The organism is Prevotella sp. Rep29 (assembly GCF_019551475.1).
Classification (GTDB): domain Bacteria; phylum Bacteroidota; class Bacteroidia; order Bacteroidales; family Bacteroidaceae; genus Prevotella.
This window is the reverse complement of the sequence record NZ_CP047159.1, coordinates 1,719,326-1,737,608: the sequence shown is the minus strand read 5'-3', so window position 1 is coordinate 1,737,608 and position 18,283 is coordinate 1,719,326. Positions and strand designations below refer to the sequence as shown.

At 42.2% G+C, this 18,283-nt stretch carries 9 protein-coding genes; 2 read left to right on the top strand and 7 right to left on the bottom strand.

All coding sequences use genetic code 11. The annotated features are described in order from the left end of the window. Positions 1-553: 553 nt before the first annotated feature. From GRF55_RS07400 to GRF55_RS07380, 5 genes are all read right to left on the bottom strand, one after another. On the bottom strand, positions 554-1,600 hold the full coding sequence (locus tag GRF55_RS07400) for a YhcG family protein (RefSeq protein WP_220367812.1): 1,047 nt from the start codon (positions 1,598-1,600) through the stop codon (positions 554-556). 235 nt (positions 1,601-1,835) lie between these two features. Beyond that, positions 1,836-2,795: a hypothetical protein gene (locus tag GRF55_RS07395; protein ID WP_220367811.1), complete on the bottom strand. Its 960-nt coding sequence runs from the start codon at positions 2,793-2,795 to the stop codon at positions 1,836-1,838. A gap of 11 nt (positions 2,796-2,806) precedes the next feature. After that, a complete protein-coding gene (locus GRF55_RS07390; protein WP_220367810.1) occupies positions 2,807-4,351 on the bottom strand; it encodes a P-loop ATPase, Sll1717 family in 1,545 nt (514 codons plus the stop codon). A gap of 68 nt (positions 4,352-4,419) precedes the next feature. Further along, positions 4,420-6,465: a DUF3883 domain-containing protein gene (locus GRF55_RS07385; protein ID WP_220367809.1), complete on the bottom strand. Its 2,046-nt coding sequence runs from the start codon at positions 6,463-6,465 to the stop codon at positions 4,420-4,422. Beyond that, positions 6,462-7,799: a hypothetical protein gene (locus GRF55_RS07380; RefSeq protein WP_220367808.1), complete on the bottom strand. Its 1,338-nt coding sequence runs from the start codon at positions 7,797-7,799 to the stop codon at positions 6,462-6,464. The genes GRF55_RS07385 and GRF55_RS07380 overlap by 4 nt, the downstream gene beginning before the upstream one ends. Positions 7,800-8,316: 517 nt before the next feature. On the opposite strand from GRF55_RS07380, the gene GRF55_RS07375 reads away from it, so the two are divergent. Both GRF55_RS07375 and GRF55_RS07370 read left to right on the top strand, forming a co-directional pair. Then, entirely contained in the window at positions 8,317-10,506 is a 2,190-nt protein-coding gene (locus GRF55_RS07375; protein ID WP_220367807.1) for a GH92 family glycosyl hydrolase, read from the top strand. After that, the gene (locus GRF55_RS07370; RefSeq protein ID WP_220367806.1) at positions 10,503-11,963 is read left to right on the top strand and encodes a glycoside hydrolase family 125 protein; all 1,461 of its coding nucleotides are present in this window, start codon (positions 10,503-10,505) and stop codon (positions 11,961-11,963) included. Before GRF55_RS07375 ends, GRF55_RS07370 begins: the two co-directional genes overlap by 4 nt. Positions 11,964-12,124: 161 nt before the next feature. Here the strand turns inward: GRF55_RS07370 and GRF55_RS07365 are convergent, their stop codons facing one another. Continuing rightward, entirely contained in the window at positions 12,125-14,998 is a 2,874-nt protein-coding gene (locus tag GRF55_RS07365; RefSeq protein ID WP_220367805.1) for a PD-(D/E)XK nuclease family protein, read from the bottom strand. An 11-nt stretch (positions 14,999-15,009) separates the two neighbouring features. Then, positions 15,010-18,252 (bottom strand): exodeoxyribonuclease V subunit beta, encoded by a 3,243-nt coding sequence (locus GRF55_RS07360; protein ID WP_220367804.1) that lies wholly within the window; start codon positions 18,250-18,252, stop codon positions 15,010-15,012. Positions 18,253-18,283 lie beyond the last annotated feature (31 nt).

Sequence of the window (18,283 nt, the reverse complement as noted above, 5' to 3'; positions counted from 1 at the left end):
AACTAAAAAACGCCCGTTTTGGCGCGCCCGATGCAAATGCTTGCGATATTTCAAAAATAAAATCTTGCGGTCGGAAAAACCGCCTGTTTTCAGAAACATCCGTAATCGTCTGACACAAAGAATTTTACAGCGACGGCACCACTTTTTCACTGCAAAAAGATGATGATGGGCGCGCGAAAGTGCCACTTTCGCATCCTCAAAGTTCAACTTTCACCCTCCAAAAGTCTAACTATTACCTCCCAAAAGTGCAACTTTTGCGCACAGAAAAGGCGATTTCTTGCAATATTTATGCGAAACCGACAGCAAAACCGTATATCTTTCCACGAAACATACCATCCCTCTCGCCACTCATTTTCTAAAATCCCAAAAAACGCTTGTCAAGATATTTGCCGAAAAATTAACACATTTAACTTAAAATCCGCCCCAAATTTAACAAAAAACGGTTATGGGATTCTGTGTCAGAGTAGTTCCATGTACATGAGATTGTTATTCTTCCTGTTCGTAGTGAAAGGCTGTTGCCTTATATAAATCGTCGGTGGCATAACATATTCATTTACTGGGAAGAGGTGGAATCCTTTTCTTTTTGGTGTTGCATTATGAAAAGTTCTTTTTGTCGTTCTATTTCTTTTCGCAATTGTTCTTCTGTCGGCAGATACAATTTGTACTTCGTTGCGAATATCTGTTCGTTCCCTTTCAATATCGAGTACCTCGCAATATCTGCATCAGTTTCAGAACAGAGTACAATGCCTATGGTTGGATTGTCTCCTTCTGTCCGTTTCAACTCATCATACATACGAACATACATGTCCATTTGTCCGACATCTTGATGTGTTATTTTTCCAACTTTGAGGTCTATAAGTACAAAGCATTTCAGTACGACATTATAAAAAACAAGGTCAATGAAGTAATCTTTTGACTCCGTTCTAATTAATTGTTGACGCTTCATGAAAGCGAATCCACGCCCCATTTCCATGATAAACTCTTGAAGGTGTTCAATAATTGCCTCCTCTAATTTTGACTCAGAAAATGACGTGTTTTGTTTTAATCCGAGAAATTCAGCAATTACAGGGCTTTTTATCAATTCGTTCGCCTCAGCGTCCTCTTGCTGGGAAGGAAGTGCTGGTCGTTGGAAATGGCGTTCATAGTACTGCGTGCTGATATTTCTGTCGAGTGTTCTTACACTCCACATCTCATGAGAGGCAGTTTCCAAATACCACCTGATTGCAGTCTCATCTCCCACGCGAAGCGACTTATATATATGCGTCCATAACAGATTTGGAAATCGCGATTTCCAAATCTCATAGTTGGGAATAACCAAATAGAACTGGCGGAATGCACGCAAATAACGTTCGGAAAAGCCATTTCCATATTCATGAGTCAGTTCTATGGCAAGCATCTTTATCAACTCTTTGCCATATTCCGCCCTTTCTTTTCCATGTTGTTCTTCTTCAACAATTCGTCGGCCGATATTCCAATAAGTGGAAATCATAGCAGTATTTACTGCTGTATATGCATTTTGTCGCCCCACATTGATGATTTGCTTTATTTCATCAATAAAGGAATCTTTTTTACTGGGATAATTTTTATCATCTATGCTCATATCATCAAAACGTTACTTTATTGATAATTATTACTCCTTCTTCTGATTTTTTTGAATAGATAAACCCAACTTTGTCTAGCAAGTAGGTTTTCCCACTCCTCGTATTTCTGAATGTCGTTAAGACATTGGTCGATTCTATGATCTGCCTTTTGTTCCATGCAATGTCATTAATTGGTTCTTTTTAGAGTTGTCAACTAAATCTTAAAATTAAATAGTACACGAGCTTTCACTACAGTTAATCCCACCCAAGTTCTACATTAAGTTTATCTATTCGCTTTTGCATCATTCTATTTTTGTCGTCCTCACTTGAGCAACAATAAACCTGCATATACCCACATAGCAAGAAACAAATCATACTTATAATAAATGTAACAGGTCTTAGTTTTAAATTGTCAAAAAGATAAGCCTTTGAACGTTCTGATGCATGTGACAATAATCCCCTATACTCTATGAGAATATAAATTATTCCTTCAAAATTGAACTTTTTCTGTCTTAATTTGCATTCTGATACTAACCAAGCATAGTTTCCTGCTTTGTCTTTTTCCTTAATCATCGAAAAAGCAGATAGGACACATAATTTCAAAAGAGTAGATTTTATAAAATTGTTTGTGACATCTCTTTTCTGGAATTTGCCATCAGCAAAACAAAACTCCAACATCATAAAGTAGTTGATGAAGGCAAAATAAAAATTGCCTTCATCAAAAAAAGCTTTTGCTTGTCTATAGTATGAGAATGGAATATGAGCTTCCGGGAGCATCCGCCTAAAAATAATCAAGTCAGACAGATTGTTATGTGAGACAAACTTTTCTGCTTTTCTTTTCTGTTTCTCCCTTTTTAATGATGTTATAGGAATCGTTCCTTTTTCTTCATCATTATCATATATCCAATTAACTTCTAGTTCGTCTATATGTATTTTTGACACCTCAAAATTGAAAGCTCCCATTGCCTCAATATAGCAAAGCCAATCTTCCATGTCCTTATAAATCTCAGGCTTTGTGGCCTCTATATGAATGATTCCATCTTTGTTATACATCTTCGGTGCAAAATCTATGTAATCTTTGACAGGTTTTGTTACACTAATATAGTACTTTCCCTCTTTAGAAAAGATGGAGAATTCATAAGGGTAGAGTTTTGCGTCAACCCTATCGTTCAATAAAAAATTTCCATCTATTTCCGCGCAAATTTGTAGTTTCATGCCTATTTTGTCTAATTTTTTCTGAAGTAAGTCTGTAAAACATAGTGAAGGATAAAAGCCCCATTTGACAGAAGTTCTACAATTTGTCCTGTTGTTTCTCTATATTTGAAACTAATGTTACCATTGTCATCATAATTACCAATGAGGGAGTAATCGAACAAATCTGATATAATTTTCGTAGTATCTTTTAGCCCATTATTTTGGAGTTCTGATACCAATGTTTCATGCTTAAATGGTCTCCGATAACTCCCATAGCTATTCTTTAATGCATCAAAAATACTCTCAATTTCATTTGAATTATAACTCACCGAAAGTTCTCCTTTTATATCCGTTACCATTTCACGAGCATATCGGTCCATTAAGATATTATTAACATCGTTGGAACTAATGGGCAAGCTAAGTGCTAAATTATCAATACCTTTGAAAAAAAGAATCAAATCGCGTGGGCGGAAAAAGGTATGGTCTATTATATGTTTAAAACCTGTTTTGTCACCATAAAAACTATCCTCATCAATAAATGAAGTCCAAGGGTCATTAAGATCGTTTATCTTTAGATTATTTTTCTGGAAATTAACAGAGATTCTCCTATTTATAAATTGCCTAAGAAGAAGTTTGGTCTCATTATTTCTATAGAAATCCTCATACCACCTTAATTCTGTGGCATAACTGGAAAAAATCTTGGGCATATCAGCCGAATAAATGAGATGCTTTTGAATATCTGTGCGCAGAAAAACTATTATCTTTGATTCAATAGAATTTCTAGCAAAAACATCATTGTTGTAGTATTTGACAGTTCTTATAAGATCTGCTAAAGTATCTATACTATCTTTATTATTTAAGTCAAGGCTAATATCTAAATCATCAAACATTAGGATATATTGATTGCTTGTATCTTCTTTCAGAATGTCAGTAACAACCTTTTCCAAGTCAGGTATAAGTTTATAGAATTCTGCCTTTTCATATTTATATTGCTTATTTGTATTTCCTGAAGCGCCGAGATATCTTTTAAAATATTCAATATTTACAGATAAACCATATTGGTGGATTATCTCCTTTACATCATAATTCCTTATGTTTATGAATCCACGACTTTTCTTTATAAAATCTGAAAGATATTTCATGCCTTTTAGGCATGCTAAACTCTGATTTTCCACAAAGAGGGCCACAAATTTAGTAAGAACAATCCACTTATATAGCAAACCTCTCTCAATAATGACCCCTTCTTCTTTCCCAATTTGGACAATCTGTTCGATGTCAATTTCGTCTTTCTTTATAAAATCGCAGAACACATTAGCCTCATTTTTCGCCAAAGAAAAGATATGTTCACCTATAGCTGATTTCCCTGTTCCCTTACGGCCAAGAATAATAAATATTTCGTTATTCAATTGGTTAATGACATCCAAGTAATCATTAAAAAAGGAATCCAACTTAATAGATGCTGTCGTTGCTTCTGCTTCTGCTTCAGGAACGCCAATACAAAAGCCTTTTGTCGTTGCACGATAGGATTTACTATCGTTTGTTTGAGGTTTTTTAATAAATCTGTCTAAAACACCCATAATAATTAGTTATTACTATTATTAATAATATTTTTCGTATTCTTCTCGTGTTATTGGAGTCTCAAGAACTATAAAGAGAATTTTATCGGCTTATACTCATAATCTGAGCACTCCCATACCCATTGCACGACTTGTCTTGTCATGTTAAGACGATTAATAGGATCTCTTATCAGACTTATCTCGAACGAATCATTATTTTGGAAAACCAAAGCCAGATAATAACAATCGGGCTTGTATTGTGCTGCAGCAAATTCATTGTTTGTCATTCGGAACTTTTGTCCCACATAATCAATGGATTTCACTTCAATATAAATATTCTTCCCGTTTGGATCACTACCTTCAAGATCAAATCCTAGGTTTTGCTTGCTAACATCCTTCAGCCTAAATCCATTAGCGTTCAATGCTGCCAGAGTATTCTCTTCCGCGCTTCTCCATTTTTGTACTCCCTCATTATATACGGCAGGTCTTGATGAAGAAGATGCATCGTTATACCACTGAGAAACGCTTGATGGAGCAGACATGTCATCCTCATCCTCTTCATCATTGAAAGTATAATCATCCTCGTCGTCATCAGAGAATTGTACTTCATTTATATTGGATAACCCCATTTTTTTGAGGAACTGGGAAATGTCATTTTCAGAAACGCCATTATCCAACAGTAATTGAACGTAACTTTCATCGATTTCTTCCTCGTTTTCATTTACTTCTTTGAAAGAACATAATCTTCCGTTCGAGATAACTAAGTCCGTGGTGCCAAGGGAGGCTAATTTATGATTCATCAAAACTTCTCTAATTCCTGCAGCAACTAACTGGGCATATCCCAAAACCGAAATTTCTGTATTATTTACTTTTGACAAAAGAGCCCCAACATCCTCAGCCTTGTTTCCTAAGTATTTTAAGAAATCATGAAGTCCATAGATCTCACTACACTCTGGCGCAATATATGGTAAATTTGAGGCAGCCATTATTTTAGCAAAGTCCTCAGCATTTAACCATGATGGAGACAACTTCAAATTAGACAGTTCTTTGCCAAATGCTTCTTTAATCTTTTTGGCAAATTCTTTCTCAAACGATTGCTTCATCAATTGAATAAGTTTGAGGTCAAAATATGGCATTAATGCGTCAATAATATGCTTATCCTTATTCGATAATGCATATTTTAATAAAGAAGCATATAGTTTAGCAAGGTTTGAAATAACTGTTACAGTAGTCTCATCCATAATTAGATGACGGCGTGAGGGATCTGTACTAAAGTCCCCATTAACAACTATACCGAGTCCGCAACTATCCTCTGTTGGTAGAAATGCATGAATAATAGCCTCGTTTTTGGGGAGCCTCGTCACCTTTCCATTATTCATGGAGAATGCTATGCTACAATTTGAATCTGAGCATACAAACCAATTAGAGATAGCATCAGTCGTTGAAACTCTTAAAAAACGTCCTTTTTCGTTTTCGTCAACTACTGCAATATTAGCAGTTACTTTTTTATTTAATAGGATTTTTATGACTTGAATACTGTTTAGGAACAATATTGTAGTACTGGCAAAAGAAGTATATTCCTCATCTATTTGATTGGCCAACACACTAGAAAAGATATATATGGTCTTAAAACCTTCTTCCTGTATTGCTTTTATTTCATTAGCTAATTCATTCTTAACAGAGTCGTCCATCTCATGCGGAATTCTTATCAAAGGAACTTTAGGTGCCTGCGGAATCAGTTTCTTGGATAATTCTTTGGAAAACGTTATCTCAAAATCACCACTTACAAGATGAACTTCCTTTGCAAAGCTCACAACTGATTTGAATCCGATACCGCGATATCCTATAGATGTACCACGTACCTTGTTTGACGAAGCACTACGGCATAGACTTTCCACATCTTTGATGTTAAATGGTCGTCCATTATTAGCAACGAATAGATAATCTCCAAAACGCTTAACGCAAAACTTGGTTGCCTTGGCGTTATCTGCATTCTGCAAAAGCTCGATAAACGAACGACTATTGTAGCTCTCAGACACATATGCTTCTAGTCCTGCAAGATCTGACAGAAGCATTGGAGAGTTTTTTGCCTCCGCTATAAGAGACTCTCTCAGTATTAATAATTCTTTATTCATCGTGTAGGATAGATTCTAATTTTACTTATTTCGTCAATCGTAATATCCAATTTGATATAATCAAAGGTTAGTACTTCAAAGCCCTTAAACTCTTCTGCATATTTAGATTCACTATCTGTATAAACAATTTCGTTGTTACTATCATAAATTGCAATATTGATAGTAAAATCATTATCAGGGATCTCACCATTTAAGGCAAGAACTTCACAGAACAATTTCAGGGAGTTTTCATCTTCTACCTTGATTGAGAAATTTTGAAGGGTAATACCGAATTGCTCTTCAATTGCTTCAAAGTGCTCGATTTTACCCTTTAGATCTCTATTATATGTACTTCTTTCAATAGATTCAACTATTGTCCATTGACCTCTTTCTCTAAGTAGTCTTAGTGTAGCAAACTTTCCATCATTTACTATTAATTCCATTCGGTCGCCATTACAAGCACCCGTAATATCTTCCAAACCGACATTCAAATCGACAAAAGAATTATCTGGAATAAATTCACCAAATATGCCTCTATGGGTCTTTAACCCATGTTTTTCAGATATGTATTTTATATCAACTTTTATTTTTTTCTTGTGATCATTATAGTTTGATATACGAAGATGTAATTCAAAAGGAAATATATTTCCTCCTACATATTCTTCTTTTGTTATTTCAAAAGATACTCCATTAATTAATTTATCTTTTAATAAATTCATATTCCTGGAATTGTTGTCTGTATTGTGACCGTTACTTTCTTCTGCAATTTGTTGACTCTCATTTATATCATCTTCGGAATGTAAAAAAGCCTGCGGATACGTTAAGAGAACATCTATTCGTGGGTCTTTTTTCTTTGATTTTCCATCCTGATTTTTAGACAATGTGTCGGCAATCTTTTGAAGAAGACTGACATACTCATCAGACCTAGTATCTCCTACCGCACTTAAATATATATATAAAGCGGGGAAGTCCGTAGACTTTAGAGCATTCTTCTTTATATCGAATATTTCGCTGAAATAATCACCATATTGCCAATATAAATTCTGAAAATCTTTGTATGACCATGGAACGTCTTGAATGTGAAAGCCATACTCTATCATGTCCAATAGTATATATAGCTCTCTATCGTATAATTGCTGATAGCCAAGGGCAAAATAACAATTTAGAATATCATTTTCTACAAATAATTGCACAAAACCTTTTAATGTACGATTATTGTTAAATTCACATCCAATAGATTCCAAATACTTATACAATTTCGAATCACAATCAGCTTTGTTGGTAAGTAGATTCACAAAACGGATTGTTTTTCTTGTTAAAAGAAAAAGTTCTTCATATTCTTCATTTGCAACCATGATTCATTTTTTCTTAAGTTTTTTCTATATAAAGTTTGCCAAAGAATAGGCAGGACAAAGTTACGGATTTTTTTCTTCATAGCAGATGATTCTTATAAGTTTTTTAGGGTGATGATGAAGAATTTTTCTTTTTGTTTTGCGGATTGCAGCTGTTGATTCCTGCCACATGGCACCTCACTTATTGGATAAAATCTTCTCACTCGACAAAATAAATGTATTTCTTTTGTTCTCATTTAATCAGATTTTTCGTAGTTTTAGATAAAATACTTTCGTTCGATCATCCCTGCATTATAGCCGTCCCTTATCAAGGGACTCTAAATGTATTATCCTCACTTATTGGATAAAATCTTCTCACTCGACAAAATAAATGTATTTCTTTTGTTCTCATTTAATCAGATTTTTCGTATTTTTAGATAAAATACTTTCGTTCGATTATAAAAAGAAAAACGAGTTTTCCTTTTGTATTATCCTCACTTATTCGTATTTTTGTGCCAAATTAGACATAAAGGACAAAAAGATGAGAAAATTGAAAGAATTAAAGGTAAAGAGTTGGTGTGTCGCACTGTTGCTGATGATGGTAGCGGTGGCGGTGCACGGTATGGATAGGAATGATGGTTTCAATCCATGTAGTTATGTGAATCCGATGATTGGTTCGGGTGGACATGGTCATGTGTTTGTGGGTGCAAACGTTCCTTTCGGGTTCGTGCAACTGGGACCGACGCAGCCGACACGGGGATGGGACTGGTGCTCGGGCTATCATGCGAGCGACAGCATCTTGAGGGGTTTCGGTCATCAGCACCTGAGCGGAACGGGCATCGGCGACCTTGGCGATATCGCCTTGCTGCCAGTGGCTTGTGCCACGCAAAAGCAGGTGAAGTTCTCCCACCAGGCGGAACAGGTGTTCCCGGGCTATTATAAGGTGATGCTGAAGAATCCGGACGTGCTCGTGGAACTGACTGCGACGAAGCGTGTGGGCTTCCACCGCTATACGTTCTCTCCTTATTGTGAGAAACCTCTGTTGACGCTCAACCTGAATCAAGGTATCGGTTGGGACAACACGAAGAGTTGTAAGATGGTGCAGGAGAGCGCAACGGTGGTGACTGGCTACCGCATGTCTATGGGATGGGCGAGAGACCAGCGGGTGTATTTCGCTGCAGAGTTCTCGCAGCCTGTGGAGCAAGTGGCGCAGGAAGGTGACAGCATCGGGGTCTTTGCGGTGAAGAATGTGAATGCTCCCGTGCTGGTGAAGGTGGCTTTGTCGCCCGTCAGTGTGGAGAATGCGAAGCAGAACCTGCAGGCGGAGCTTGCCGGATGGGATTTCAACGGCACGGTGAAACAGGCAACTGCAGCATGGAACGAAGAACTTGGAAAAATCAAGGTGGAAGGGAAGAACGAGACAAACAAGCGCATCTTCTACACGGCACTGTATCACTCGATGATTGCTCCGTCGGTGTTCTGTGACGTGAATGGTGAGTATCGGGGCTCGGACGGAAAGAAGCATCACGGCGATTTCACGAACTACACGACGTTCTCGCTGTGGGACACCTATCGGGCTGCACATCCGCTCATGTCCATCATCCACCCGGAAAAGCAGGCAGATATTGCCGAGACGATGCTGAAGATATGCGAACAGCAAGGGAAACTGCCCGTGTGGCACCTCATGGGAAATGAGACCGACTGCATGGTGGGCAACCCTGGCGTGGCTGTGCTGGCAGACTTGGTGCTGAAAGGTTATGTGAAGGACAAGGAACGGGCGTTCGAGGCGCTGAAGAAATCGGCAATGTGTGACGACCGCGGTCTCAGCCTGTTGAAGGAATACGGCTATATTCCCTGTGACCTCGATTCTACATACGAGACGGTGGCGAAGGGACTGGAATATGCACTGGCTGATGCGGGCGTGGCGAAAGTTGCCAAGCTCTTGAACAAGAAAGCCGACTATAAATATTTTTACAACCGCAGTCAGTCTTATCGACGCTATTTCGACAAGCAAACCAAGTTCATGCGCGGCTTGACGTCGGAAGGAAAATTCCGCGTTCCGTTCGATCCGTTCAACACGGTTCACCGTCAGGACGACTATACGGAGGGAACGGCGTGGCAGTATGTGTGGCTCGTGCCGCACGACTTGCACGGATTGGTGGACTGTTTCGGCGGTGAGCGACCGTTCGTTGAGAAATTTGATTCGCTTTTCATCGTCAGCGGTGACATGGGAGCTGAGGCTTCGCCCGACATCTCGGGACTGATAGGTCAGTATGCTCACGGCAACGAGCCGAGCCACCATGTGCTATATATATATAATTATGTGGGACAGCCCTGGAAAGGTGCCAAGTTGCTCCGACAGACGATGAAGGAACTCTATTCCGACGGCTTGGATGGATTGAGCGGCAATGAGGACGTGGGACAGATGTCGTCGTGGTATGTCCTCTCATCCATCGGACTCTATCAGGTGGAACCTTCCGGCGGAAAATATGTATTTGGTTCGCCACTGTTTGATGATGTGACGATACAGATAGGGAAGGGCAAGACGTTCCGTGTGAAGGCGAATAATAACAGCGATACGAATATGTATGTACAGTCGGTGAAGTTGAACGGCAAGCCTTACACCAAGTCGTATATCATGTTTGATGACATCATGCGAGGCGGAACATTGGAGTTTGAGATGGGAGCCACTCCCTCGAAGTTTGGAACCAAAAAAGCCGACCGACCATGACAATCCGGAATATCATCGCAGCAGCCGTCTGCTCCATGCTTGCTGCACCGCTCAGCGCACAGGTACACGCTGAGGTGGATGTGCATAAGCGTTATGAAGAGGTCGTGCCTGACAATGTGAAGACGTATGTCTCGAAGCGTCCGCCAGTGGAAGACCGCCTGTTCTCCTCGAAAATCATTGAGAAGACCATCAAGGAGATGCAGAAAAAACTGAAGGGCAACCCGAAGTTGGCGTGGATGTTTGCCAACTGTTTTCCGAACACGTTGGAGACGACTGTCCACTATCGGGTGATTGACGGCGAAGACGACACGTTTGTCTATACGGGCGATATCCCAGCCATGTGGCTGCGCGATTCGGGTGCTCAGGTGTGGCCCTACGTGCAGTTTGCCAATCAGGACGAACCGTTGCGGCGGATGATTCGCGGCGTCATCCTTCGGCAGTTCAAGTGCATCAACATCGACCGCTATGCTAATGCTTTCAATGACGGTCCGACGGGAGCCGGATGGCAAACCGACGAGACGGACATGCGCCCGGAAGTGTTTGAACGGAAATACGAGATAGATTCGCTCTGCTATCCCATCCGCCTTGCCTATTGGTATTGGTTGGTGACGGGCGATGCCTCTATCTTCGGTGAGGAATGGCTTCAAGCGATAACGAATGTGTTGCTGACCTTTAAGGAGCAGCAGCGGAAAGACGGCAGAGGACCGTATCATTTCTATCGGGTGACCGACCGCACTTACGACACGGTGGGATGGGGAGGCTATGGTGCTCCGGTGAAGCCTGTTGGACTGATAGCATCCGTCTTCCGTCCGTCAGACGACCGCACGTCATTGCCGTTCCTCGTACCATCCAACTTCATGGCTGTATCGTCGTTGCGCAAGGCAGCAGAGATATTGGAGAAAGTGAATGGTAAGGGAACTCAGGCAAAGGAGTGTCGCAATTTGGCAGACGAGGTGGCAGCAGCATTGCAGGAGTATGCTGTCGTTGACCATCCCAAATACGGGAAGATTTATGCGTTTGAGGTAGATGGCTTCGGCAACCGCCTGTTGATGGACGATGCTAACGTACCGAGTTTGTTGGCGATGGGCTATCTGGGAGACGTTCCGCTCGACGACCCAATTTATCAGAACACGCGTCGCTTCGTGTGGAGCGAAGACAACCCCTGGTTCTTCAGAGGGAAAGCAGGCGAGGGAATCGGCGGTCCGCACATCGGTTATGACATGGTGTGGCCGATGAGCATTATGATGCGAGCGTTTACATCGCAAGACGACAATGAGATTCGTGAGTGCATTCACATGCTTCTCGCAACAGATGCGGGGACGGGATTCATGCACGAGTCGTTCAATAAGGACAATGCGTCTAACTATACGCGTCCTTGGTTTGCATGGCAGAACACTTTGTTCGGTGAGTTGATTCTGAAACTGGTGAACGAAGGAAAGACGGACTTGCTCATGTGAGCTCGTCTTTCAGCGACTGCCATACGCTAAGCTCCAGTCGGTTTATTAGACTGTAAAGCAGAGATTTCATTGTTTTATTCCGTGCGGGTCGATACACCACTTGACCCGCACGTTGTCTTTTGTAGGGAATGTCCGGTTTCAGTAAAGACTTCGAACCGGTGTTACATTCCGCAAAGTCGCCGATAAGCACACGATTCACAGCGTTCAATATAGGGAGTCGGCTGGAAGGGAATCGTGGGTTCGAAGATTTCTTCCAGGAGTCTGGTGAGTTGCTCCGTGAACTCTTCTACCAGTGGTTTCACATCTTTAATCGGCGCATTGCCGAAACAGATAGTGGGAGCGAAATTGTCGCTGTTAGAATGTTGTATGAACAGCAATGCCGGTGAAACGGGCAGTTTGTTCGGATTCTCGCTCTCTGAGTCGTTGATGATGGCAGAGTAGAGGAGTGTCTGCAGGTAGTAGTCGCTGTGTTTCTTGATGTTTTCAGGATTAAAGACAGCTTGCACGTCAGGCAGTTTCTCCTGCTTTCGATGCCCCGTTTTATAGTCAACAACCCTCAGTGTGCCATCCACCTCGTCAAGTCGGTCTATAACACCTCCGATGGTGAGTGTTCGTTGACACTCTGACGTCTGAATGGAAATGGTTGTCTCCACCTTTTTTTCAAGCCCTAAGATTCGGAACGGCACCAATCGTTTGTCAATGCCCAGTAGCAGTTTCAGGTATTGCACAATCACCTTTCTGTTGATTAGTTGCAGTCCGTTGTAACTGGGTGATTGTCCGTTGAATAGTTCGTGGCTGAATGCTTGATCGACAGCCCTTTCTATTAGTTCCGGGTGTTTCTGCAAGTATTCGATGTCGGAATGATGAATCGTCTTTCCGTTTGCTGAAAGCGGTTCATACAAGAGCTGTGAGGCATAATGGAATATGTTTCCGAACATGCGGTTGTCGATACTGTCTTCATCGTTGTTCTCAGGCTCTCTGATGCCCGTAATGTAGTTGTAGAAAAACAACAGAGGGCAGCGCAGGTAGCGGTTGATGGCGGTCGGTGATATGCGCTGGATTTCTTTCAGTCGCTCCATGACGGCAGGTTCTTTCGCAACGACTTTAGGCGTGAGCGTCATCGGTGCTTGTCCTGCCTGTAGCGTGTGGAGTTGAATATCGTGTCCGCTCTCAGCCATGAGTTGGAGCATGAAGCGGCTCATCTCTCCCGTCTTCCCGTTTTCCGTGGCATTGTTATAGAGAATGGTGATGTCTTTTGCCCTTTGAATCAGGCGATAGAAGTAATAAGCGTATATGCTGACTTTATGGTCGGTGGTCGTCAAGCCGTATGCCTGTCGGAGCGCATGTGGTATGAACGACGTGTCTTTGAGTCCTTTCGGCATATTCCCTTCGTTGCATGAGAGGATGAGCAGGTGTTCGAAATCGAGGTTTCGTGTTTCGAGAACTCCCATGATTTGCAAGCCGACTGCCGGCTCTCCGTGGAAAGGAATAGATGTGGAGCGAATCAGTTGTTTGATGAACTGCAGGAACATGGTCGTGTCAACCTCCACTTCTTCTTGTTCAATAAGCTCAAAGAGTCGGTTCAGGAGGGTGTATGTGCGGAAGAGTGACTCTTGGAAGAGCGGGTCTTTGGTCAGTGCATCGGGTAGGGTCTCCTGATTTTGTATGGTGCGGGTCATCTGTTCAATGACGGCTATGAGCCATTTCGTCAGTTGCAGGTTTTTCCTTTCATCAGTGATTGTCGAGAAAAGGATATTCAGTCCCTCGTCCAAGCATAAATCATCTCTTTTCGGATGATAAAGATGCCGTTTGTTGATGTCAATCCGCAGTTCTTCAGCCTTGTCGGAAATCAGCTTTGCGTATGGATGCTTGAGTATGGGGGTTACATATCGAAGAATGTATTGGTCACGATTTTTCTGGTATCCGATGGTCTGCAGGTTAATCAGGTGGATGAGTAGGGAGAAGAAAGGTGTCTGCTGAAGAGGATAGCCTGTGGTCACATTCACTTCGTCAACCGTCGGCGGCAAACAGTGAATGACCGTCGGCAGCAGTTCCTCGTTGCACATCACGATTGCCGTTCGGTTTCCGTCGTCGATGCGCTGTTTGTCGTCAAGCCACTGGCTGACGTATCGCGCTTGGATATTTTCGGTTGATGCACTGATAAACGAGATGTTCTTTTCTTCTTCCAAGTGTCGATAGATTTCTTTGTTGTCAGCATCAAATTCATTGGTGAATAGCGCTTGGTTTTCAGCGATATGGATTCCAGCTTCGTGCATAAAGCCGTTATGCTTGCTCTTGTCCGTATAGTAATGGTCGAAATCCCAATAGAAGTGCGCTTTCCCTTCTTTCTTCAGACGTATGAACAGTTGTCTTTCTACTTCTTGCAGGAGGTTGAAGCCCACGAAAAGGTAGTGGTCGTATTCGAACGTCAGTTCCTCGTTCTCCACCACTTCCCTGTAGAGCGCCCCTTCGTATGCTATGTTCTGTTCTTTCAAGATGTTGTTGAAGTTGTTGTAAACTTCTTCAAGATGGCTCCATAATTGCTGGAAACGCTTTTTCAGTTCGCTGTCGTTTTCGTCGGAGAAGTTGCTGAAGAAATGCCGAAGCGCCTCTTTCTGTTCCTTGTTCAAGAACTGAGTGTCATCAAGTTCCCGTAGATTCTTGATGTTGGAGAAAATGAGCCGCGGGTCAGCCAGATGCTTATCAATGTCGTCGAAGTCGGAGAGCAGGATTTCCCCCCACCCATAAAAATGCTCGAGCGCCTCGCGCATTCCTGTTGTCTGACAGAAGACCTTGTGGAGCTTGCATATCAGTTCCATCGGCTCGCAGACCGTGCGTTTGGAGTATTTGCGGAAGAAATCGCTGATGGTGATGTATGAAGGGCTCCAAATCGGTTTGTTCACCACTTTCGCAAGTTCCTGATTGAGAAACAATGATGCCCGTTTGTTAGGAAATATGATAGCAATTCTCGAAAGGTTGGTACCATATTTATCTATTATATCCCGTGCGACGTATTGTAAGAAAGTCTGTATCATTTTTTTGCAGGTTATGTCAGTTGAACTTCTTGAATTTCATTTTTATACACGAACCAAAGGAAGCCGCTGATTTTCTGGTATCCCATATCGGTGAGAAGTTGCATGTATTGACGTACTTGTGATTGGTATTCTTCACGTGGTTTGCCGAATTTGAAGTCTATGACAACGGTCTCCTCTCCGTCAGTCATCACGCGGTCGGGGCGGTATTGCACGAGTGCTCCCTGCTCATCTTTTGTGAGAATCGTGCATTCATTGAACACCTGCCATTTCGGAGAGAACCATTCCGCAATCCGTTTGTTGGAAATAATCTTGTTGAGCATGCCTTTAATCTTTGCCTCGCTCACATCTTTCTGATAGAGAATGCCATCTCTTCTGAGTTGTTCGAGCATGATAGCGATATCATCAATCGTATGTATCTGTGAAAAAATCTGATGAAGTACATTTCCTGCTTTGATATAACTTTCTTGATGTGCGTCGGGCTCTCCCATGATGAATTTCTGACTTAGGTTGCTTTGTCGAAATTCGGCTTGTGTCTCGTAGCTCTTGATAGTTATTCTGAGCGGTGTAGGCATCGTGAGGAATGTGTTTTGCAATGCATGCTTTTGCATTTCATTTTGGCGCTCTTCAGCTTTTTCCAGTGTTCCATACGTGAAAACGATATTCATCTCATTTCCCTCATCCTCCAGCGTTGCCCGGTCTCCCAGTTGCTCTGCAATTTTCGGAAGCACCTCCTGTATGATTTGACTTCTCGATTGATTGTTGTCTCTTTTTCCAAAGGCAATCAGGCTTTTTCGGGCTCTTGTGAAAGCAACGTAAAGCAGGTTCATGTTATCTACGGTATTCTGCAAATGCTCCTGCCAATAGTCTTTCTCGTAAATCGTTCCGAGCAGTTGTTTGGAAGAATAGGGGATAGGCACAATGGGAAGCGCATTGAATGGAGCCTCGCCTGGCACACACCAAATCGTTCCCTGCTGTTCGAGCTGCCAATCGCAAAACGGAATGATGACATGTGGAAATTCCAATCCCTTGCTTTTATGGATGGAAATGAGCCTGATGCCATCGATTTCATCACCTTGTACGGTCATTTCGGAAAAGACGTTCTCCCAATCTTTCAGAAACATGTTGATGTCTGGAGTCCGTTCACGCAAATAGTCACCTAATATATCATATAGAGTGGCGATATAAGTGCTCTGACCGGAAAGTCTATCGAGATGAAAAATATGATAGAGTCGCTCCACCAAGTCAAAAAGAGGCATGCCCGTCAGGCGCATGTGTTCCTCGTTAAATGCTTCGGGAAGAAGTTCGGTGACGGGGCGTCCTTCCGCAAACAGGGCTGAATCGCTCAGATGGTTTTGAAGAATTTCTTTTTGATAACATTTTGCCAGTTGCGCCATCGTTAGATGGTCTTCGGGAGTGTTCAGGACCTTCAACGCATCAATAAGCATATTTACAGCGACTGAAGCATTCAGCTTGAACGCCTCATCCGAAACGATTTTCACTTCCGGCATATTTTCCATGAAATGATTTGCTATCGTCGGGATGTCGCGATTCACACGGACAAGTATCGCAATGTCATTGCTGCGGACACCTTTTTCCACGATCAGGGTGTTTACTGTCTCTATCAGCTTCTCCAGAACATTTTTTCTGTAATCCTCTTTTGGAAGCAGTTCGATGTGTACATAGCCCTTGTCGGTGTTTTCTTTCCATTTGGGTAGCTGTTGACACACATCGGCATAAGCCCGCCTGTACATTTCGCTTCCAGTCACACCTTCTTCTTCCAGTTTCCGCTCCTCAAGTATGACCGCCTGTTCGAAAAATGCGTTATTGAACGTAATAACCTTCCTGTCCGAACGGTAGTTGGTGTCAAGATGCTTGATTTCGAATTGGTCTTGTCCGTGCGGAAACTCTGCCTCAATATCGTTCAGCAGTCTCCAGTCGCCCGAACGCCATCGGTAAATGCTTTGCTTCACGTCGCCGACAATCAGGTTCTTATTCCCATGACTCATACATTCGGTCAGCAGAATCTTGAAGTTTTTCCATTGAATAGTGCTCGTGTCTTGAAACTCATCAATCATGATATGCTTCAGGCGCGAACCGATCTTCTCGAAAATAAATGGCGAGTCTTGATCTTGAATCAGTCTTGAGAGGAGGCTCTGTGTGTTACTCAAAAGAAAACGGTTCGCCTCTTCATTCAGTTGGTTCACACGTCTCTCAATATGTCCCAGCAACCTTAATTGGTTCAGATGGCGAAGCGTGAGATTTGCCGACTGATATAGCTTATATTGAGTTGTGCGCATGTTTTCTGCCTTTTCCATCAACGGGTGCCACACTTTCTCAGCCCTCTCGATGATGAGCGCACTCTTTGCACTCCCTTTAGGTGCCCATTGCCTGTAGTCGTCATAAACAGTAGCAGCGCGTTTGTTGAAGATGTCGCTGTTGAAATGCCCATTGCGCAGTTTCTTGAAATACGACACGGGACCACCGCTCTTCTGCCACAAATTGCACTCTTCTATGCCATGTCTCTCTAAATCCTCAAAAAAGGCATTGCCGATGGACACCATCTCGTTCTTCGCCTGATTGCGGACAATCATCAACTGCTTCTTGATGGCATCGAAAACGCCCTTCTCATTGATAGCCAGCAAGCGTTCGGAATTTTCTTTGTAGAAGTCTTTGAAGATATTCTCGCCAAAAGACTTGACTTGACCAATCACATTCCAATTCTTGTCTTCATCGATATTCTCGGAAATGAAATCCATCAACCACGTCAGCACTTCATCTTTCCCGTCCAACTCCTCGATAAGCTGATCGACTGCTTGTTGCTCTACCTGTTTGTCGTTCAGGTCAATACGCAGATTGGCAGTGAGGTTCAACTCCCGAGCCAGATTGCGGAAGACCCGTTGGAAGAACGAGTCGATGGTCTCAATCCGGAAATCATTGTAGTGATGCAGTAAATTGAAAAGTGCAGTTGAGGCACGCTCTGCAACCAACTGCTCATCCAGTTTCTCACCAGTCGGGGAAACGCCGCATAATCTCTCTACATATCCACGCGCATCAGGCAGACCATGAGCGATACCGTACAAGCCACTCAAAATCCTACGTTTCATCTCTTCCGTAGCCCGGTTTGTGAAAGTCACAGCTAAAATATGGCGAAACGATTCGGGATTGCCAATCAGATATGACAAATAATCCAAGGTAAGCCTAAACGTCTTACCACTACCTGCACTCGCCTTGTAAACATCTAAAGACTTAACCATATTTGTCAGTTATCATTTATCTAATCGTCTC

Excerpts from the sequence above, each read along its gene's own strand:
- GRF55_RS07365 (WP_220367805.1), bottom strand. The coding sequence starts at position 14,998 with ATGATACAGACTTTCTTACAATACGTCGCACGGGATATAATAGATAAA.
- GRF55_RS07370 (WP_220367806.1), top strand. The coding sequence starts at position 10,503 with ATGACAATCCGGAATATCATCGCAGCAGCCGTCTGCTCCATGCTTGCT.
- GRF55_RS07400 (WP_220367812.1), bottom strand. The coding sequence starts at position 1,600 with ATGAGCATAGATGATAAAAATTATCCCAGTAAAAAAGATTCCTTTATT.
- GRF55_RS07360 (WP_220367804.1), bottom strand. The coding sequence starts at position 18,252 with ATGGTTAAGTCTTTAGATGTTTACAAGGCGAGTGCAGGTAGTGGTAAG.
- GRF55_RS07375 (WP_220367807.1), top strand. The coding sequence starts at position 8,317 with ATGAGAAAATTGAAAGAATTAAAGGTAAAGAGTTGGTGTGTCGCACTG.
- GRF55_RS07390 (WP_220367810.1), bottom strand. The coding sequence starts at position 4,351 with ATGGGTGTTTTAGACAGATTTATTAAAAAACCTCAAACAAACGATAGT.
- GRF55_RS07385 (WP_220367809.1), bottom strand. The coding sequence starts at position 6,465 with ATGAATAAAGAATTATTAATACTGAGAGAGTCTCTTATAGCGGAGGCA.
- GRF55_RS07380 (WP_220367808.1), bottom strand. The coding sequence starts at position 7,799 with ATGGTTGCAAATGAAGAATATGAAGAACTTTTTCTTTTAACAAGAAAA.
- GRF55_RS07395 (WP_220367811.1), bottom strand. The coding sequence starts at position 2,795 with ATGAAACTACAAATTTGCGCGGAAATAGATGGAAATTTTTTATTGAAC.